We start from the raw sequence: 17,604 nt of genomic DNA, 5'->3' as shown, positions 1-17,604 counted from the left end.
AGGGGTTAGTGCTCCTGCTCGTAGCCCAGCAGATCGCCGGGCTGGCAATTGAGTTCACGGCAGATGGCCTCCAGAGTGGAGAAGCGCACCGCCTTGGCGTGGCCATTCTTGAGGATCGAGAGATTGGCCTCGGTGATGTCGATGCGCTGGGCCAGCTCGCGGGCGGTCATTTTGCGCTCGGCCAGCAGGGCATCGAGGCGGATGATAATGGGCATATGTTCCTCACACCGTCAGTTGCTGTTCATCGGCCAGCAGTTTGGCCTCGCGCATGACCAGTGCCAGCGCTGAGACGATCAATCCGGCCAGCAGCAACTGAAAGTTTGAGGAGCTGATATTGATGGTGCCGTGCAGTTCAGGGCCTTGCAGAGTGAGCGCTATATCCAGCAGTGGCGTGGTGATGATCTCGGCGATGAAACTGGCACACAGCAGCAGTCCGATCATTTTGTAACGACGGATCTGGTCGAAGGTGAACAGCATGGCGCATCGATAGCCACGAAACAGCTGGAGCAGTTGCCACAGGATGAGCATGAAAACTACATCAGGCAGCAGCATGACCAAGGTCGCCAGCAGGCGGGTACCCACATTGAGGGGGTAGTCGGCAATCGAGGGGGCCGTAGTGGTCACTACTGGTGAGGGCATGTTCAGTGGGACATTACTGAGTGTGGAACCGTCATTCACTGCCAGGGCATCGACCAGCTCCTGATGCAGATAGTCGTTGCCACCCAACAGGTGTGACCAGGCTCCCATGACGGTCATAAGTGGGGTGGCCACCAGTGCAAATAGCAGAACCCACTCGATCAGGCCGCTCATTCGTTCGAGCTTGTTGTGTTTCATCGTTTATCTCCAGATGGAATGTGACAGAAAGATTAGGGCCATGAACGGTGCTGTCAGCAGGGTCAGCAGCAGGCACCATTCGATCAGGTCGCTGATGTGTCCGAGCGTATGGTGTTTCATCGTTTCACCTCTTGCTTGAAAGAGAAAAAAGATGGAGCGTGCGCGCATGAAATTATTGTTTATCAATAAACAGATGCTAGTGTTTATCGTTTTGCGATATAGAGTCAAGGCTAAACTTATTGAAAAACGATAATTTCAATCCGTTCGAAGGGGATGACTTTTGGCTGCTGCCTCTCTAGACTGGCGAGGTTGTATACAAAAACTCAACATGGACAAGGAGTTATCGATGCACCAGGGATGGCTGCTGATCGGATTGTCGCTCACCTATCTGGGGCTGCTGTTTCTGATCGCCTTCGTGGCAGACAAGCACAAACGGCACCGTCTCAAGGGGCAACCGCTGCTATACAGCCTGTCGCTGGCAGTCTACTGCACCTCCTGGACCTTCTTCGGCACCGTGGGGCAGGCGAGTGAATCGCCCTGGTCGCCGGTGCCCATCTACCTTGGCCCCATGCTGGTCTTTCTGTTTGGCTGGCGGCTGCTGGCCCGCCTTATTCTGGTGGCCAAGCGCGAGCACATCACCTCCATCGCTGACTTTATCGCCGCCCGTTACGGCAAATCCCAGCGGCTCGCCATGGTGATCGCCCTCATCGCCATCATGGGGATCCTCCCCTATCTGGTATTGCAGCTCAAAGCCATCGTCACCGGGCTGGATCTGCTGATGGTCAACAGTGGCGGCATCAGCCCGACCAGCAATACCAGCGAGTTGGCGCTCGGGGTCACTCTGCTGCTGGCGCTGTTCAGCATCCTGTTCGGCACCCGCCATCTCGATGCCACCGAGCACCACAGGGGGATGGTGGTGGCCATTGCTTTCGAGTCGGTGGTCAAGTTGCTGGCCTTTATCGCGGTGGGGGGCTTTGCCCTCTGGCTGATCCTGAGCAAACCGGGCGAGGCTCACGAGCAGGTGACCCGTGACTTCTTTGCGCAGGTGGTGGCGGTGAGCCCCGGCAACCTGCTGGAGCTTGCCATCTACACGGTGCTGGCGATGTGCGCTGTTATCTGCCTGCCGCGCCAGTTTCATGTGACTGTGGTGGAGAACAATCAGGGGCAGGATCTGCACTGGGCGCGCTGGATCTTCCCGCTCTACCTGTTCGTGATGGGGCTCTTTATCTGGCCGCTGGCACTGGCGGGCAAACAGTGGGTGGGGGCCGACATGGCCTCCGACACCTATGTGATCAGTCTGCCGATGGCCCTCGGTTTCGATGGCATGGCGATGCTGGCGTTTCTCGGCGGCACCTCGGCGGCCACCGGCATGGTGATCGTCTGCACCATCGCGCTGGCCATCATGGTGAGCAACGATCTGGTGCTGCCGGTGCTGCTGCGCCGCTTCTGGCGGCAGGGGCGCGACGAGCGGCTGGTGCGTCTGCTGTTGCAGGTGCGCCGTGGCGCCATCCTGCTGATCTTGCTGGCGGCCTGGGGGCTCTACCTATGGCTCGGCGATCTCACCAGCTTGTCGCGCATCGGTTACCTCTCCTTTGGCGCGGTGGCCCAGTTTGCGCCGGCTCTGCTGCTCGGTCTCTACTGGCGCCACGGCAATCGCAAGGGGGTCTATCTTGGGTTGAGCCTCGGAGTGAGCCTCTGGTTCGTGACTCTGCTGGTGGAGAGTGGCTTGCTGGCGGGCTCGCCCTTGGCCGAGCTGCTGGCGCCGCCGGACTGGCCCGCGTTTCGCGAGCTGAGTCTCGGGGCCTGGTGCATCTTCCTGAGCCTGCTCTTCAACCTGCTCGGCTATGTGGCAGGCTCGCTTCTGTCGCGCCCTGCGGTGAGCGAGCGGCTGCAGGCGGCCAACTTTGTCGGCAAGCCGAGCCGCGATACCGCCGCCCTCTATCAGGCGCGGGTCTCGGTCAAGGAGCTGGAGATGCTGGCGGCTCGTTTTGTCGGCTCAAGCCGGGTCAAGCGCGCTTTTGGTCGCTTCGCCGGTGAGCGGGGCGGCACCCTTGCTCCGCAGATGCAGGCTTCGGCCGAGCTGATTGCACACACCGAGCGGCTGCTGGCGGGGGTGTTTGGTACCTCGTCGGCACGGCTGGTGCTTGCCTCTGCCCTGCAGGGGCGCAACATGCAGCTCGAGGAGATCGCCACCATCGTCGATGAGGCATCCGACGTGTTTCGCTTCAACCGCGGCCTGCTGCAGGGGGCGATTGAGCATATCGGGCAGGGGATCTCGGTGGTGGACAGGGAGCTTCGGCTGGTCGCCTGGAACCGCCGCTACATCGAGCTGTTCCACTATCCGCCGGGGCTTATTCAGGCAGGGCGCCCCATCGAGGAGATCATCCGCTACAACGCCCAGCAGGGGCTCTGTGGCCCCGGCGATATCGAGGAGCACGTGGCGCGGCGGGTCGCCTTTATGAAGCGGGGCAGCGCCCATATCTCGGCGCGGGAGCGCCCGGACGGGCGGGTGATCGAGATGCAGGGCAACCCCATGCCCGCCGGTGGTTTCGTCATGACCTTTACCGACATCACCCCGTTTCGTGATGCGGAGCGGGTGCTGCGCGAAGCGAACGAACATCTGGAGGCGCGGGTGGCCGAGCGTACCTGTGAGCTCTCCGAACTCAACCGCCAACTATTGCTGGTGAACCAGCAGGTGGAGCGGGCCAATCAATCCAAGAGCCGTTTTCTGGCGGCGGTCAGCCACGATCTGACCCAGCCCCTCAATGCGGCCAAGCTGTTTACCTCCTCCCTGCTGGAGATGTTGCCCGATGCTGGCGAGCAGGCCCGCATCGCCCGCCATATCGACGATGCGCTGGGGGCGACCGAGGATCTCATCACCGATCTGCTCGATATCTCGCGGCTCGAAGCGGGCAAGTTCAAGGCCAGGAAGCTCGACTTTGCCCTGCGCGATCTGCTCGACAACCTCAAGGCGGAGTTTGGCGTGTTGGCGCAGGCGGGGGGGATCCACTTCTCGGTGGTGGATAGCAAGCATGCGGTACACAGCGATGTGCGGCTGCTGCGTCGGGTGCTGCAGAACTTCCTCACCAATGCGTTTCGCTACAACCCGGGTGGCCGGGTGCTGCTCGGTTGTCGCCGGATGGGGGAGAAGATCCGCATCGAGGTATGGGACAACGGCCCCGGCATCCCGCAGGACAAGCAGGAGGCTATTTTTGACGAGTTCTCCCGCCTCGATCACTCCCGCACCGCCAAGGAGCAGGGGCTGGGTCTGGGGCTCGCCATCGCCCGTGGCATCTCGCAGGTGCTCGGTCATCAGCTCACATTGCAGAGCTGGCCGGGCAAGGGATCGGTCTTTGCGGTGACCCTCAATCTGGCGACCCGGCCGGTCACGGCCTATCAGCTGGCGGCGCCGGTGGCGCGCGACAGCCAGCTGGAGGGGGTGGCCGTGCTCTGCATCGACAACGAGCGGGACATTCTGACCGCCATGAGCACCCTGCTTTGCCGTTGGGGCTGCGAGGTGCGCTGCGCCGTCGATCTGGCCGAAGCCGAGGCGCTGGTGGCTGACGGGTTTGTGCCGAGACTGGTGCTCTCCGACTACCACCTCGATGACGGCAAGACCGGGTTGGAGGCGCTCGCTGTCCTGCAACGGGTATGTGGCGACGAGCTGGGAGGCATCATCATCAGTGCCGATCGCAAGAGCGAGTTGCAGGCGCAGATCCGCGAGCGGGGGTATGGCTACATCAGCAAGCCGGTCAAACCACTCAAACTGCGGGCCCTGATGAACAGCCTGCTGCTGAGTTAAACAGGGGGAGATGTTTCTTATGGCTCCATAAGGGGCTCAATAAAACCGGCTACCTTGTCGCGGATCTTGGGCTGGGCCGCAGGGGTGGGATGAATACCATCGTTCATCATAAGTTCAGGGCGCAGCGCAATATCATCCATGAAGAAGGGCAGCAGGGGCAGATCGTTAGCCTGGGCCAACTCGGGAAAGATCTGTTCGAACTGGCGCAGATAGCGGGCACCGTAGTTGCGGGGCAGCTGGATTTGGGTCAACACCACACGGGTCTGCTGCTCCTTGGCGAGCGCGATCATGCTGGCCAGATTCTGGCGGGTAATGGTCGGCGCGAAGCCACGCAGGCCATCGTTGCCCCCCAGTTCGATCAGAAGCCAGTCTGGCTTGTGCTCCTTCAGCAGCGCAGGCAGACGGGCCAGCGCCCCTTGTGTCGTTTCACCGCTGATGCTGGCATTGAGCAGGGTGTGTTTGCCCCCCTCCTCCTGCCATTTCTGGTTGAGCAGGGCAGGCCAGCTCTGCTCAGCCTGCATTTGATAGCCGGCGCTCAGACTGTCACCCAGCACCAGTAGGGTCTGGGCCTGAGCCGACGAGAGCAGGCTGCCGAGGCCAACAAACAAGGCAAACAGAATACGCACCATCAATTCAACTCCCGCTATGGATTGTCATCAAGGGATTGGAACAAAGGATACAGAGCATGAGTTCAACCCCCATTATTGTCGTCAAGGGCCTCGGCAAATCGGTTCGCCTCGGCCAGGAAAGCCTCACCATCCTTGAAGGGATCGATCTGCAAGTCAATAGTGGCGAGACGGTGGCTCTGGTCGGTGCCTCCGGCTCCGGCAAGTCCACCCTGCTGGGGCTGCTGGCCGGGCTCGATCTGCCGAGTCAGGGGGATATCGAAATCCTCGGCAAATCCCTGGGCGAGCTGGATGAGGAGGGGCGGGCCCGGTTGCGCGCCGAGCAGATCGGCTTTGTGTTCCAGTCGTTCCTGCTGCTCCCGACCATGACTGCGCTGGAGAATGTGATGCTGCCTGCCGAGCTGCGTGGCGAGCGCCACTGCGAGCCGAGGGCCCGCGAGCTGTTGGCGGCTGTCGGGCTTGGCGAGCGGTTGCACCATCTGCCGCCACGGCTCTCTGGCGGCGAGCAGCAGCGAGTGGCCATCGCTCGCGCCTTTATGACCCGTCCCAGCCTGCTGCTGGCAGACGAGCCGACCGGCAACCTCGACAGCAAGACCGGCGAGAAGGTGATCGAGCTGCTGTTTGAACTCAATCGCAAGCACGGCACCACGCTAGTGGTAGTGACCCATGATCATCAGCTGGCCGAGCGTTGCCAGCGGCAACTGGTCATGACGGCGGGCAGACTGGATCTCGAGGTGGCCCATGATGTGGTGTAACGGGGTGAGCTGCGGGTCAGGCGGGAGATGCAAGGGATGATGCCGTGGCGATTGGGATGGCGACTGCTGCGCCGGGAAGGTTTCAGCGGCGAGCTGCGCTGGTTTGTGCTGGCGCTTGCGCTTAGCGTGGCGTGTGTCTTGAGTGTGGCATTGGTGGCGGATCGGCTCGATGCCGGACTCAAGGCGTCTGGCCGCGACTTTATCGGAGCGGATCGGGTGCTGCGCACCGCCGCCGCCCTGCCGGATGGTTGGCTGGAACGAGCGAAACAGGATGGCTTGGCGGTGCAGATCACCGTCAGCTTCAACAGCATGCTGTTTCATGGCGATGCGTTGCAGCTCGCCTCCATTCGGGCGGTGCCCGATGGTTTTCCCTTCTATGGCAAGCTCACTCTGGAACCTGCCCGCGCCCCGGCCCCCGGCGAGATCTGGCTCTCCGCCCGGGTGATGCAGCTGCTTAAGGCCAAAACGGGGGATGAGCTGGAGGTGGGCAATACGGTGCTCAAGGTGGCCGGTCTGCTTGGCGAGGAACCGGATCAGGGTTTCAGCCCCTTCTTGCTGGCGCCGCGTGCACTGATCCATAGCGCTGATATCGAGGCGACCGGCGCTCTGCTCCCCGGCAGCCGCCAGCAGTGGCGCTATCTGTTCAAGGGGCCGCGAGAGTCGCTTGCTCGTTACGAACAGTGGCTATTGCCGCAGTTGCAGGCCGGACAGAAGTGGATCAAACCGGATGACAGCGAATCCCGTGTCGGCCGCTCGCTGGCCAATGCCGAGCGTTTCTTCCGGCTTGCTTCCCTAAGCGGGGTATTGCTGGGGGCGTTGGCGATGGGGATCGCTGTGCGCCACTTTGCCGAGCGCCAGACCAATATGGTGGCGCTGCTCAAAACCCTGGGGGCATCCCGTCGCTCGCTCTGGCAACTGATGGGAACCCTGCTGCTGTCGTTGACGCTGATCGGCGCGTTGCTGGGTCTGGTGGCGGGCACTGCCATGCAGTGGATCACCTTGCAACTGCTGGGGGACCTGCTGCCGCCGGATCTGCCGCCCCCCTCTTGGCGCCCCTTTGTGCTGGGCGTGGCAGTGGCGCTCTTTATCACCCTGCTGCTCGCTTTTGTGCCCTTCTTGCGGCTGCTGAAGGTGCCGCCGCTACGGGTGTTGCGTCGCGAGCTGGAGGCGGGGATTCCCCCCTGGCTGGCCCTGCCGGTCGGTCTGCTCGGGCTGTTTGCGCTGGTCTGGGGCTTTACCGCCGATGTGCGGCTGGCGCTGGGTCTGGTCGGTGGTATGGGCTTGCTGATGGGGCTGCTGGCCCTGCTGGCGGCGCTGATGTTGCGGCTGGGAGCAAGAGTGAACGGGCCTCATGCCTTGCGGCTGGCTCTGGCCCACCTGTCGCGCGAGCGCAGCAGCGGCCTGTTTCAGTTGGCGGGCTTTGCGCTGGCATTGATGCTGTTTGGCTTGCTCTGGGCGGCCAGGGTCGATCTGCTGGATGAGTTTTCGGCCCGTCTCCCCGTTGATGCACCCAACCGTTTTCTGGTCAATGTGACCGAGAACGAACGGGAGGGGATCCTGAGCGAACTGGCGGCGGCCGGGGCCACCACCTCCGATTTCTATCCCATGGTGCGCGGCAGGCTGACCCATATTGCCGGTGAGGCGGTGGGCGAGGGGGCCAGCAGTGGCCGCGAGGGGGTAGATCGGGAGCTCAACTTCACCACCACGGCTACCCTGCCAACCGACAACAAGCTGGTGGCCGGGAAGTGGCTTGCCGGGTCCGGCGAGGTGTCGGTGGATAGCGAGTTGGCCAAGCGGCTCGATATCAAGCTGGGGGACATGCTCGCCTTTACCATCGAGGGGCGCAGCTTCGGCGCCAGGGTCACCAGTCTGCGCAGCATCAAGTGGGACAATATGCGCCCCAACTTCTACATGATCTTCTCCGAGGATCTGCTGGCACCCTTCTCCCGTACCTGGCTTGGCAGCTACCGGCTGCCCGAGGCGGGGCGCACTGCCGAGGTGGAGTTGATCCGCCGCCACCCCACGGTGAGTCTTATCGATGTGGATGACCTGATTGCGCGGCTCACTCAGGTATCGGAGCAGGTGAGCCGTGCACTGGCGCTGATGCTGGGGCTGGTGACAGTGGCCGCGCTGCTGGTGCTGTTGACCCAGACCCAAGCCAGCATGGCTCAGCGTCGGCGCGAACTGCTGCTGATGCGCACCCTGGGTGCCAGCAGCGAACTGCTGAAAAAGATGCTGCGTTGGGAGCTGGTGGCCAGTGGTGCGCTGGCGGGGCTCTGCGCCGCCATGGTGGTGGAGCTCTGCTCCTTTGGCCTGCAGTGGTGGTGGTTCGAGGGGGTGTGGCAGTTTCACTGGGCCATCTGGCTTGGCCTGCCGACTCTGGGGGCGCTGTTGGTGACGCTGGCGGGGCAGGGGATGCAGCGCCAGCTGCTGGCTGGCACCCTGAGCGATCGGCTGCGGGGGCTGGGTCAGGGACTGTTGTAATCCGGCCAGCGCGAGCCGATACACACAAGGTGCAATAGCGCAGCCGCAATAAGCAAGCAGCCCGGCCTTGGTCGGGCTGCTTGCTATGCGAGGTGCTGACGAGTGGACGCAGCGAACAGGTGTGAGTTAGCGGGGCTCGCGCAGCAGATTGGCGAGGGCACTCGGCAGCTCGGGATAGCTGAAGTGGAAACCGGCCTGTTGTAGCCGAACTGGTATCACCTTTTGTCCGGTCAGCAGCAGATCTGCCGCCTCCCCCATCACCAGTTGCAACAGCGGCGCCGGGACGAAGAAGAGGTGTGGACGGTGCAGGGTCGCGGCCAGAGTCTCACTGAACTCCCGGTTGCTGACCGGATGGGGGGCGGTTCCGTTGAAGATGCCGCTGCACTCTTCGTGCTCCAGTATGAACAGGATGGCGCGCACCAGATCCTGCACATGGATCCAGCTCATCATCTGGCTGCCCGACCCCATGGGGCCGCCGAGTCCGAGTCGGTATGGGGGGAGCATTTTGGGTAGCGCTCCCCCATCCATGCCGAGCACCAGCCCGATCCGCACGATACAGACCCGGGTCTGCTTGCTTTGTGCTTCCAGTGCCAGGGTCTCCCACTGTTGGCAGAGTTGGTGGGTGAACTCGTCGTTGGGAGAGCGGCACTGCTCGTCGAGGGTTTCGGTGCCCTGTCTGCCATACCAGCCGATGGCGGAGGCGTTGATCAGCACCTTGGGCGGCGTTGTGGAGAGCTTGATGAGATCCACCAGCTGCTCGGTCAGCAGCCAGCGGCTGTCGCAGAGCAGCTGTTTACGCGATTCGCTCCAGCGTCCGGCGGCGATGGGTTCACCCGCCAGATTGATCACTGCGTCCACGTCATTGAGGTCATCGAGCCGGTCAAGGTTATCCAATACCTTGATATCGTGACCGAGCAGGGAGTAGGCGCGGCTCCCCTGCCTGCTCAATACCACGACCTCGTGATTGACCTTGAGATGGGCAACCAGCTTGCGGCCGATAAAGCCGGTTCCTCCGGTAATCAGAATCTTCATCGTTGCACGCTCCTGCTGCCGTTTGCTCTACTCTAATGGCGTCGTCCTCCTTCAACAAGTGGACGAGTTTGACACGTTTTGTTCATTCGACTGATGTTAACTCTATCCTCTTCTTGCGACATATTGTTGAACAATAGTTTGAATTGATTGATTTTTGTCGGGTGGACATTTGTTGTTCAATCGCTATTATGGCGACCCTTTCGCCTGTCCACCGGGGCTGTCACCCACCATCCGAGCATCAAAGAGGCCGCCATGCCATTTCGTCGTTTGAAACTTCGCCAGCTTTACTCGAGGATTCTGGTGGCACTACTGATGGGGGGCGGGATCCTGCTGCTGGGGGTTGTTGCCGTTATCTGGCAGACAGTGACCGAGATAGAGCATGATTCCGATTCACGGTTGCAGCATGCCCGGATGATGTTTGATCGCTCCATCGGCCATGCCCGGCAAGCGGCCATCAATGTGGAGGGGATGCTTGGTCACTCCTGCAAGGAGGCGGCACAACTGCTGCGCGAACAGGTTGCCACTGTGCCTGATGTCCGCTCTGCCAATCTGGCTATAGGAAATCGTATCTATTGCACCTCGCTCTATGGTGACTACGATGGCCCCTTCAACCCTGACAGTTATGTGGATGGCAGGCTGCAACTGCTGCCAGGCAATGAGGTCACACCGGATCGCCCCCTGATCGTGCTGCGCCACGAAACGGACAAGGGGAGTGTGCTGATCGGTGTGGATGGCTACTACCTGCGCAATACCCTGGAGATCTCCAGCAAGAACTCCCCGATGGCTCTGGTGGTGGGGCAGAGGGCACTGTTTGGCTCGGGTCAGTTCGGGGCGGCGCCCTCTCCGGCAGAAGAGGGTTATATTGCCCTCGCTTCGGCCGATTTCCCCTATCAGGTCGTCACCCGGATCACGGTGCATGATTACTTGAGCCACGCATGGCGCTACTCCAGAGATACCTTGATCCTCTCTCCACTGCTGGCGCTGCTGATTGGATTCGGCACCTTCAGGCTGATGGGGCGTAGCAGCTCACCAGCGGAGGAGCTCAAGCGGGCGTTGATCGAGGAGGAGTTTATCCCCTACCTGCAGCCGGTGGTCTCCGGTGAGGATGAGCAGTGGCGTGGCTGTGAGGTGCTGATGCGCTGGCAGCATCCCAAGCAGGGGATGATCTCGCCGGATCGCTTTATCCCGCTGGCGGAAGATAGCGGCCTGATCGTGCCCATGACCAGCCTGTTGATGGCCGAGGTGCGTGACCACTTCTCCCCTTATGCCCGCAAGCTGCCGGCAAAGTTTCATTTTTGCTTCAATATCAGCGCCAAGCACTTCCAGGATCTCGACCTGTTGGCTGACTGCAAGGCCTTTCTCGACGCGTTTAAGGACAATCCCGTTGATTTGGGGTTGGAGCTGACGGAGCGGGAGCTGCTGGTGGCTGATGAGACAACCGCCCGGATGTTTGCCGAGTTGCGCAAACTGGGCGTGTTGATCGCTATCGATGACTTTGGCACCGGTCACTCCAGTCTGACCTATCTGCAGCAGTTTCAGGTCGATGCAATCAAGATTGACCGTAGCTTTGTAGAGATGATCGGTACGGATGCACTCTCCAGCCATATCGTTGAAAACGTGATTGATCTGGCGAAGCGACTTGAATTGATCCTGATCGCGGAGGGGGTCGAGAAGCAGTCGCAGGCGGACTACCTGCGGGCTCGCCACGTTGACTATCTGCAAGGATATCGCTACGGCCGCCCCATTCCGATGAAGCAGTTTTGCAAGACCCTGTTTGGCTGAACGGGTGAATGGGGAGCATAAAAAAACCAGCGAGCGCTCGCTGGTTTTTTGTTAATACGGTTTGGCTTGGGCGTTCAGAGCATCCGCTGGAGGGCGCGGGCCAGCCGCTTGACCCCCTCCTCGATGGTCGCCTCATCGACGCAGGAGAAGCTCAGGCGCAGGGTGTTCTTGATTTCGGGGCGTACATAGAAGGGGGCGCCGGGCACGAAGGCTACCTTCTCCTTGATCGCCTCGTCAAACAGCGCCATGGCGCTGATGTGGGCTGGCAGAGTCAGCCAGAGGAACATGCCCCCTTCCGGTCTGGTGTAGCTGACGCCGGGCGGGCAGTGACGGGCCAGTGCAGCCTCCATGGCGGCACGCTGGCGACCATAGACCTCCTTGATCTTCTCCAGATGGGCATCCAGTGAATTGTCGGTCAGGAAGCGGTGCAGCACCTGCTGGCTGAAGGCGTTGCTGTGCAGATCGGTTGCCTGCTTGGCGATGGTCACCTTCTTGCGTAGCCACTCCGGCACCAGCATCCAGCCCAGACGGAAGGCGGGCACCACGGTTTTGGAAAACGAGCCGAGCAGCACGGTATTGTTTGGCGCCAGCTTGGCAATGGGGGGCAGATGCTCCCCTTCGAAGCGCAGCTCGCCGTAGGGATCATCTTCCACCATCAACAGCTCGTGGCGCACCAGTCGCTCGGCCAGTGCCTCGCGGTTGGCACGGTTGTAGGAGACACCGCTCGGGTTCTGGAAGTTGGGCACGCCGTAGAGCAGCTTGGCATTGGATCCGCTTGCCAGCAGCGCATCCAGCGCCGCCAGATCCAGACCCTCTTCTTCAAGGGTGATCGGCTTGAAGGTGGGTTGATAGACAGAGAAAGCCTGAATGGCGCCAAGGTAACCCGGCTCTTCGATGATGAGATCCTGACCCTCGTCGATCAGCACCTTGCCCAGCAGATCCAGCGCCTGCTGGGAGCCGCTGGTGATGAGGATGTTGTCCGGATTGACCTGCATGCCGTGGCGGGTCAGATAGCGGTCGGCAATATATTGGCGCAGCGGGGCGAAGCCTTCGGTCGCCGCATATTGCAGGGCGGCAGCCCCTTGCTCGCGTAGCACATCCTGACAGGCCTGATCGATCGCCTTGACCGGAAACAGGTGGGGATTGGGCAGGCCACCAGCGAAGGAGATGATCTCCGGATTGGCGGCAACTTTGAGGATTTCACGGATAAAGGAAGGCTCAACCTTCTCGAAGCGCTGGGCAAAAAACGGCTGCATAGACAATTCTCTCGGCATGTGGGCGGTCGCTCCATTCGACCGCCAGGTTATCCGTTTGTATCAGATTTCAGAAATGAGGCAATGATTGTCACAAAAATCGCCAAAAAAGGCAGGTTTGGCACCTGCCCGAATTTTACCTGCCCGTGTGGCTCCCATGAATTGAAATGAGTTAGGGCGATCTTGTTTTGTGGACAAGCAACTGACCTTACAAACCCGGTTCCTTGAGGAAGCGGATCATCAGGTCGGTGTTGGCGCCAAGTTGGCTTTCTACTCTGCCTGGGAATAGTTCCGCCATCTTGTCGAGGCGGTCGTACTGGGTGTGCCAGATTTTTCCCCACTGGGTTTCGCTGTCACGATCGCAGGCGTTCTTGGTGGTGGCGTCATAGCAGTCCCACAGCGCTGGATTGGTGCTTTGGGAGTAGCCGTCATAGCCATCAGCGCCGTTGATGGTGAAGTTGGTCGCTTCAACGTAGGCGATCGGCACCCCCAGGCAGGCAAAGGGAGCGTGATCTGACCAGCTGCCAGTCTCCCCTTCCGGATAACCGCTGTAGCTGGGATGAATGGCAAACGGGGTCGCAGTCTGTTTGGAGAGGGTAAGCAGGCGATCCCGCACCTTGGGATCGAAGCTGTAGCGGCTCGGATCTGTGCAGTTGTATTCGGCGACGTCCGAGTGGGCTGAGTGGACGTAGACGATGTCGCCCCCGGCGATGGTGTCGTAGTTCACCATCGCCAGCAGCTTGGCGACGGCGGTGCTGTCGAGGCTGGCGGCATAGGCTTTGGAGCCGTTGAGACCGTTTTCCTCCGCCCCGAAGAATGCAAAGCGAACCGTGTAGGGCAAGGTTTGTCCTTTAAGCGCCTCAGCCACTGCCAGCAGGGCTGCGACGCCAGCGCCGTTGTCGGTGGCTCCTTCAGAACCTTTCTTGTCGCCCGTACTGTCGTAGTGGGCGCCGATCAGGATCACCTTGTCACTTGTGCCCTTGAGCTCAGCGATCAGGTTTTGGGAGTTTTTACTGGCGCCGCTTTTGGTGTAGGTGAAGGGTTGGCGTTGCACATCGTAGCCCCAACCGGTCAGATGGTCCTGGATCCATGCCGCAGCACGAGTTTCTGCCTCTGTCCCCGTGGGGCGCGCGCCAATCCCTTCTGCGGTTGAGCTCAACTGCACCAGATACTCATAGGCCTGCTCGGCGGCAGCAGGGGTTTGTGAGTCATTTGTTGATGTGTCGCATCCCGCAAGCAAAGTGGTGATGGCAAACGCCAATGCTCTGTATTTCATACTGCAATCCTTTGTTGTGTATGGTTTTATTTGCGCAGGCAGCATGTACTCGACGCGTGACCGATTCTGTGAACGGATCGGCATTTGTCAACTGTTGTCAATGAAATGGAGAGAGATGAGGGATTTGTTTCGCGAAACACTTGCGCCTTGGGCCTATCTTGGGATAATTCGCTCCCCTGTTTTCGCGGGTCGATGAAATGCCGAGCCGCGAGCGGTCCCGCTCGGGATCGGACACAAGATGTATTACCCGGATTGATGAAATAACGAGACCATTATGCCTGTGACCCAAGATGTATTTAACGAAGACGGCAAGTTCATGCGCAAGATCCGCAGCTTTGTCCGTCGCGAAGGCCGCCTGACCAAAGGGCAGGAGAAGGCCCTGGAAGAGCTCTGGCCGGTCATGGGCATCGATTTCGAGCCAAAGCAGCTCGATCTGGTCGCACTGTTTGGCCGTGAAGCACCTGTGGTGCTGGAGATCGGCTTTGGCATGGGCGCCTCTCTGGTGGAGATGGCCAAGAATGCCCCCGAGAAGAACTTCATTGGCATTGAAGTGCACTCCCCGGGCGTGGGCGCCTGTCTGGGCAGCGCTCAGGAAGCGGGGGTCACCAATCTGAAGGTGATCTGCCACGATGCGGTGGAAGTGCTGGAGCACATGATCCCGAACGGTTCACTCTCCTGCCTGCAGCTCTTCTTCCCGGATCCCTGGCACAAGAGCCGTCACCACAAGCGTCGCATCGTACAGCCTGCATTTGCCCAGGATATTCGCCAGAAGCTGGCCATCGGTGGCGTATTCCACATGGCGACCGACTGGGAAAACTATGCCGAGCATATGCTGGAAGTGATGAGCGCCGCCGAGGGTTACGAGAACACCTCTTCCTCCGGCAACTGGGTGCCTCGTCCGGACTGGCGTCCGCTGACCAAATTTGAACAACGTGGCCACCGTCTCGGCCACGGGGTTTGGGATCTGATTTTCAAGCGTGTCAGCTAAGCTGGCACGTCAACACACCTAGCGTATCAACTAACTTGAGGAGCTATCATGGCCAATCGTAGCCGCCGCCTGCGCAAGAAACTGCGCGTCGATGAATTCCAGGAAATGGGTTTCGACATCAGTTTCAACTTCCCGGTCGGCACTGCCGAAGAGACCATCGATGCGGTAGTCGATGCGATGATCGATGAGGTTGTTGAACCCCGCAAACTGGCTTTTGCCGGCTCTGGTCACCTGGCCTGGGAAGGGATGATCTGCACCCAGCAACTGGGCAAGTGTACCGAAGAAGACCGCGCTGCCGTCAAATCCTGGCTGGAAGGCAAGGGGATGGAAGCCGTGGTCGTTACCGAGCTGTTCGACCTCTGGTACGGTGAACCGGCCTGATACAAGGCTGCCGCATCTGGCGCCTTGTTGTGGGTAACTGAAAAATCCCGCCGCTGGCGGGATTTTTGTCAGTGGGGATGGGATCTCCACCGCTGTTTTAGTCATGGAATCGCTTATTGCTTATGGTGTTGTCATCCGAATTACTGGCCAGCATCCTTGAAGAGGTGCGCCCGTTGCTGGGACAAGGCAAGGTGGCCGACTACATTCCGGCACTGGCTCAGGTGCCTGCCGATCGGCTGGGTATCGCAGTCTGTACCGTCGAGGGGGAGCTGTTCACCGCCGGTGACGCTTTTGAACCCTTCTCCATCCAGAGTATCTCCAAGGCCCTGAGCCTGACCCTGGCACTCACCCTCTATCAGGAGGAGGAGATCTGGGCCCGGGTGGGCAAGGAGCCCTCCGGCCAGCCCTTTAACTCGCTGGTTCAGCTCGAGTTCGAGCAGGGGATCCCCCGCAACCCCTTTATCAATGCCGGGGCGCTGGTGGTGAGCGATCTGCTGGAGACCCGCCTCACTGCGCCCCGTCAGCGTACCCTCGAGCTGGTGCGCCGTCTTTCCGGCAATCCGGCCATCATGGCGGATCAGGTCGTCGCCCGCTCCGAATATCAGCACTCTGCCCGCAACGCCGCCATCGCCTATCTGATGAAGGCCTATGGCAACTTCGAAAACGAAGTGGACAAGGTGCTGCAAAGCTACTTCAATGCCTGTGCCATTCGCATGAGCTGCGTCGATCTGGCGCGGGCATTCATCTATCTGGCCAACCGTGGTGTACCACTGGGCGAGAGCGTACCGCTGCTGCCCGCCCGTACCACCAAGCAGGTCAACGCCCTGCTCGCCACCTGCGGTCTCTATGACGAGGCGGGCGATTTTGCCTATCGGGTCGGCATGCCGGGCAAATCGGGGGTCGGCGGCGGTATCATCGCCCTGATCCCGGGCGAGCTCTGCGTCTGTGTCTGGTCGCCCGAGCTCAACAAAGCCGGCAACTCGCTGGCGGGCACGGCGGCGCTGGAGCTGCTGGCCGAGCGGCTGGGTCGCTCCATTTTTTAACCTTGTTCACTATGAATCGAGAAATCACCATGAAACGACATCTTCGCTTCCTGCAGGCCGTGCTGGCGACCTTACTGCTCTGGTGTGCCCTGCCCGCCGTGGCTGGGGAGTTGCCGCCGCTTTCGCTGGCCGATGCCAAGGCCAAACAGGTGGTCATCCTGGATACCCGCGCCAGCTACTTCTATCAGGGGTGGCCGATGGAAGGGGAGAAGCAGGGCGGCCATGTGGCGGGTGCCGAGAACCTCTCTGCCGAGTGGAAATACAGCGATGAAGAGTGGCCAAAGGCGCTCGAGATCAAGGGGCTGAAGGCCGATCGTCCGGTTGCCCTCTACGGTGCGTCCCGCGAAGTGGCCGAGGTGGCCCGTCTGCTGCGCAAGCAGGGGATCAAGCAGCTGTTCGAGCTGCAAGGGTGGCAAGCCGCACCGCGCGAGTCGCTGGCACGCTGGCAGCAGCTGGTCTATCCGCGCTGGTTGGCGGACCTGCAAGAGGGCAAGCCGGTTGCCGCGGCGCCCAAGGGGGACTGGAAGCTGTTTGAAGTGGATTGGGGTTCACCCAAGGCCTACCTCATAAGCCACATCCCGGGGGCCGGTTATATCGATACCAACAGCCTCGAAGAGGAGCCGCTGTGGAACAAGGTCTCTGACGAAGCACTCAAGAAGCTGCTGCTGGATAACGGCATCCGTCACGACACCACCGTCATCCTCTATGGTCGCAACACCATGGCGGCCGCCCGTGCCGCGCATCTGATGATGTATGCGGGGGTGGAAGATGTACGCCTGGTGGACGGTGGTCTGGATGCCTGGTTTATCCAGCACCTGCGCACCGAAACCGGTCTGCCCAACAAATATGAGCCGGTGAAGGAGTTTGGCGTGGCCATTCCCGCTCACCCCGAGTACTACACCACGTTAAGTCAGGCAAAAGAGCTGCTCAAGAAGCCCGATAGCGCACTGGTCAGCGTGCGTACTTGGGACGAGTTTGTCGGCAACACCTCAGGTTACAGCTACATCAAGCCGAAGGGCGATATTCCGGGGGCCAAGTGGGGTCACGGTGGGGTGGATGCCAACAGCATGAGCGACTTCCACAACCCGGACGGCACCATGAAGCCGGCCCGCGAGATCCTCGCCATGTGGGACCAGTGGAATATCGAGCCGACCCAGCAGGCTGCGTTCTACTGCGGTACCGGCTGGCGCGCCTCCGAGGCCTTCTTCTACGCCTGGCTGATGGACTGGAAACGGATCAGCGTCTACGACGGCGGTTGGTACGAGTGGAGTTCCGATCCCAAGAACCCGACCGTGACCGGTGAGCGCCAGCCCGCCAAGTCATGATTGCGCTCTTGCGCTTGAAAGAA

14 protein-coding genes are annotated in these 17,604 nt (G+C 60.7%); 8 read left to right on the top strand and 6 right to left on the bottom strand.

Annotated features, from left to right (window positions below):
* Positions 1–5 precede the first annotated feature (5 nt).
* Both G5182_RS05320 and G5182_RS05315 read right to left on the bottom strand, forming a co-directional pair.
* Positions 6–215, bottom strand: a complete 210-nt coding sequence (locus tag G5182_RS05320; RefSeq protein ID WP_201949611.1) for a helix-turn-helix domain-containing protein — start codon at positions 213–215, stop codon at positions 6–8.
* Between the two features lie 7 nt (positions 216–222).
* Positions 223–834 carry a DUF2975 domain-containing protein gene (locus tag G5182_RS05315; protein ID WP_201949613.1) on the bottom strand — a complete coding sequence of 204 codons (612 nt, stop codon included), beginning with the start codon at positions 832–834 and terminating at the stop codon, positions 223–225.
* Between the two features lie 346 nt (positions 835–1,180).
* Between G5182_RS05315 and G5182_RS05310 the strand changes: the two genes are divergently transcribed.
* The gene (locus G5182_RS05310; RefSeq protein ID WP_421254237.1) at positions 1,181–4,636 is read left to right on the top strand and encodes a NahK/ErcS family hybrid sensor histidine kinase/response regulator; all 3,456 of its coding nucleotides are present in this window, start codon (positions 1,181–1,183) and stop codon (positions 4,634–4,636) included.
* A 17-nt stretch (positions 4,637–4,653) separates the two neighbouring features.
* Here G5182_RS05310 and G5182_RS05305 read toward each other — a convergent pair whose 3' ends face one another.
* A complete protein-coding gene (locus tag G5182_RS05305; protein WP_227342045.1) occupies positions 4,654–5,265 on the bottom strand; it encodes an arylesterase in 612 nt (203 codons plus the stop codon).
* 56 nt (positions 5,266–5,321) lie between these two features.
* Between G5182_RS05305 and G5182_RS05300 the strand changes: the two genes are divergently transcribed.
* Together G5182_RS05300 and G5182_RS05295 are read left to right on the top strand one after the other, a co-directional pair.
* Positions 5,322–6,017 carry an ABC transporter ATP-binding protein gene (locus G5182_RS05300; RefSeq protein WP_216952998.1) on the top strand — a complete coding sequence of 232 codons (696 nt, stop codon included), beginning with the start codon at positions 5,322–5,324 and terminating at the stop codon, positions 6,015–6,017.
* Between the two features lie 36 nt (positions 6,018–6,053).
* Positions 6,054–8,501, top strand: a complete 2,448-nt coding sequence (locus G5182_RS05295) for an ABC transporter permease (RefSeq protein WP_227342046.1) — start codon at positions 6,054–6,056, stop codon at positions 8,499–8,501.
* Between the two features lie 126 nt (positions 8,502–8,627).
* Here G5182_RS05295 and G5182_RS05290 read toward each other — a convergent pair whose 3' ends face one another.
* Positions 8,628–9,533 (bottom strand): TIGR01777 family oxidoreductase, encoded by a 906-nt coding sequence (locus G5182_RS05290; RefSeq protein ID WP_227342047.1) that lies wholly within the window; start codon positions 9,531–9,533, stop codon positions 8,628–8,630.
* 252 nt (positions 9,534–9,785) lie between these two features.
* On the opposite strand from G5182_RS05290, the gene G5182_RS05285 reads away from it, so the two are divergent.
* Positions 9,786–11,315, top strand: a complete 1,530-nt coding sequence (locus G5182_RS05285) for an EAL domain-containing protein (RefSeq protein ID WP_144714306.1) — start codon at positions 9,786–9,788, stop codon at positions 11,313–11,315.
* Positions 11,316–11,389: 74 nt separating this feature from the next.
* Here G5182_RS05285 and G5182_RS05280 read toward each other — a convergent pair whose 3' ends face one another.
* Together G5182_RS05280 and G5182_RS05275 are read right to left on the bottom strand one after the other, a co-directional pair.
* Positions 11,390–12,571 carry a PLP-dependent aminotransferase family protein gene (locus tag G5182_RS05280; protein WP_144714308.1) on the bottom strand — a complete coding sequence of 394 codons (1,182 nt, stop codon included), beginning with the start codon at positions 12,569–12,571 and terminating at the stop codon, positions 11,390–11,392.
* Between the two features lie 205 nt (positions 12,572–12,776).
* Complete coding sequence (locus G5182_RS05275) at positions 12,777–13,844, bottom strand: M28 family metallopeptidase (RefSeq protein WP_227342048.1); 1,068 nt, start codon at positions 13,842–13,844, stop codon at positions 12,777–12,779.
* Positions 13,845–14,118: 274 nt separating this feature from the next.
* On the opposite strand from G5182_RS05275, the gene trmB reads away from it, so the two are divergent.
* From trmB to G5182_RS05255, 4 genes are all read left to right on the top strand, one after another.
* A complete protein-coding gene (trmB, locus tag G5182_RS05270) occupies positions 14,119–14,832 on the top strand; it encodes a tRNA (guanosine(46)-N7)-methyltransferase TrmB (protein ID WP_227342049.1) in 714 nt (237 codons plus the stop codon).
* 48 nt (positions 14,833–14,880) lie between these two features.
* On the top strand, positions 14,881–15,213 hold the full coding sequence (locus G5182_RS05265; protein ID WP_005348158.1) for a YggL family protein: 333 nt from the start codon (positions 14,881–14,883) through the stop codon (positions 15,211–15,213).
* Between the two features lie 122 nt (positions 15,214–15,335).
* A complete protein-coding gene (glsB, locus tag G5182_RS05260; protein ID WP_005348151.1) occupies positions 15,336–16,256 on the top strand; it encodes a glutaminase B in 921 nt (306 codons plus the stop codon).
* Between the two features lie 29 nt (positions 16,257–16,285).
* Complete coding sequence (locus G5182_RS05255; protein WP_227342050.1) at positions 16,286–17,581, top strand: sulfurtransferase; 1,296 nt, start codon at positions 16,286–16,288, stop codon at positions 17,579–17,581.
* Positions 17,582–17,604: the final 23 nt, after the last annotated feature.

The organism is Aeromonas sp. 600948 (assembly GCF_049174875.1).
GTDB lineage: Bacteria > Pseudomonadota > Gammaproteobacteria > Enterobacterales > Aeromonadaceae > Aeromonas > Aeromonas veronii_A.
The sequence above is the reverse complement of the archived record's forward strand: the minus strand, read 5'-3'. Positions and strand labels throughout refer to the sequence as shown.

What these genes read in the sequence shown, in the direction of transcription:
- G5182_RS05320 (WP_201949611.1), bottom strand. Translation starts at nt 215, where the DNA reads ATGCCCATTATCATCCGCCTCGATGCCCTGCTGGCCGAGCGCAAAATG.
- G5182_RS05315 (WP_201949613.1), bottom strand. Translation starts at nt 834, where the DNA reads ATGAAACACAACAAGCTCGAACGAATGAGCGGCCTGATCGAGTGGGTT.
- G5182_RS05310 (WP_421254237.1), top strand. Translation starts at nt 1,181, where the DNA reads ATGCACCAGGGATGGCTGCTGATCGGATTGTCGCTCACCTATCTGGGG.
- G5182_RS05305 (WP_227342045.1), bottom strand. Translation starts at nt 5,265, where the DNA reads ATGGTGCGTATTCTGTTTGCCTTGTTTGTTGGCCTCGGCAGCCTGCTC.
- G5182_RS05300 (WP_216952998.1), top strand. Translation starts at nt 5,322, where the DNA reads ATGAGTTCAACCCCCATTATTGTCGTCAAGGGCCTCGGCAAATCGGTT.
- G5182_RS05295 (WP_227342046.1), top strand. Translation starts at nt 6,054, where the DNA reads ATGATGCCGTGGCGATTGGGATGGCGACTGCTGCGCCGGGAAGGTTTC.
- G5182_RS05290 (WP_227342047.1), bottom strand. Translation starts at nt 9,533, where the DNA reads ATGAAGATTCTGATTACCGGAGGAACCGGCTTTATCGGCCGCAAGCTG.
- G5182_RS05285 (WP_144714306.1), top strand. Translation starts at nt 9,786, where the DNA reads ATGCCATTTCGTCGTTTGAAACTTCGCCAGCTTTACTCGAGGATTCTG.
- G5182_RS05280 (WP_144714308.1), bottom strand. Translation starts at nt 12,571, where the DNA reads ATGCAGCCGTTTTTTGCCCAGCGCTTCGAGAAGGTTGAGCCTTCCTTT.
- G5182_RS05275 (WP_227342048.1), bottom strand. Translation starts at nt 13,844, where the DNA reads ATGAAATACAGAGCATTGGCGTTTGCCATCACCACTTTGCTTGCGGGA.
- trmB (WP_227342049.1), top strand. Translation starts at nt 14,119, where the DNA reads ATGCCTGTGACCCAAGATGTATTTAACGAAGACGGCAAGTTCATGCGC.
- G5182_RS05265 (WP_005348158.1), top strand. Translation starts at nt 14,881, where the DNA reads ATGGCCAATCGTAGCCGCCGCCTGCGCAAGAAACTGCGCGTCGATGAA.
- glsB (WP_005348151.1), top strand. Translation starts at nt 15,336, where the DNA reads ATGGTGTTGTCATCCGAATTACTGGCCAGCATCCTTGAAGAGGTGCGC.
- G5182_RS05255 (WP_227342050.1), top strand. Translation starts at nt 16,286, where the DNA reads ATGAAACGACATCTTCGCTTCCTGCAGGCCGTGCTGGCGACCTTACTG.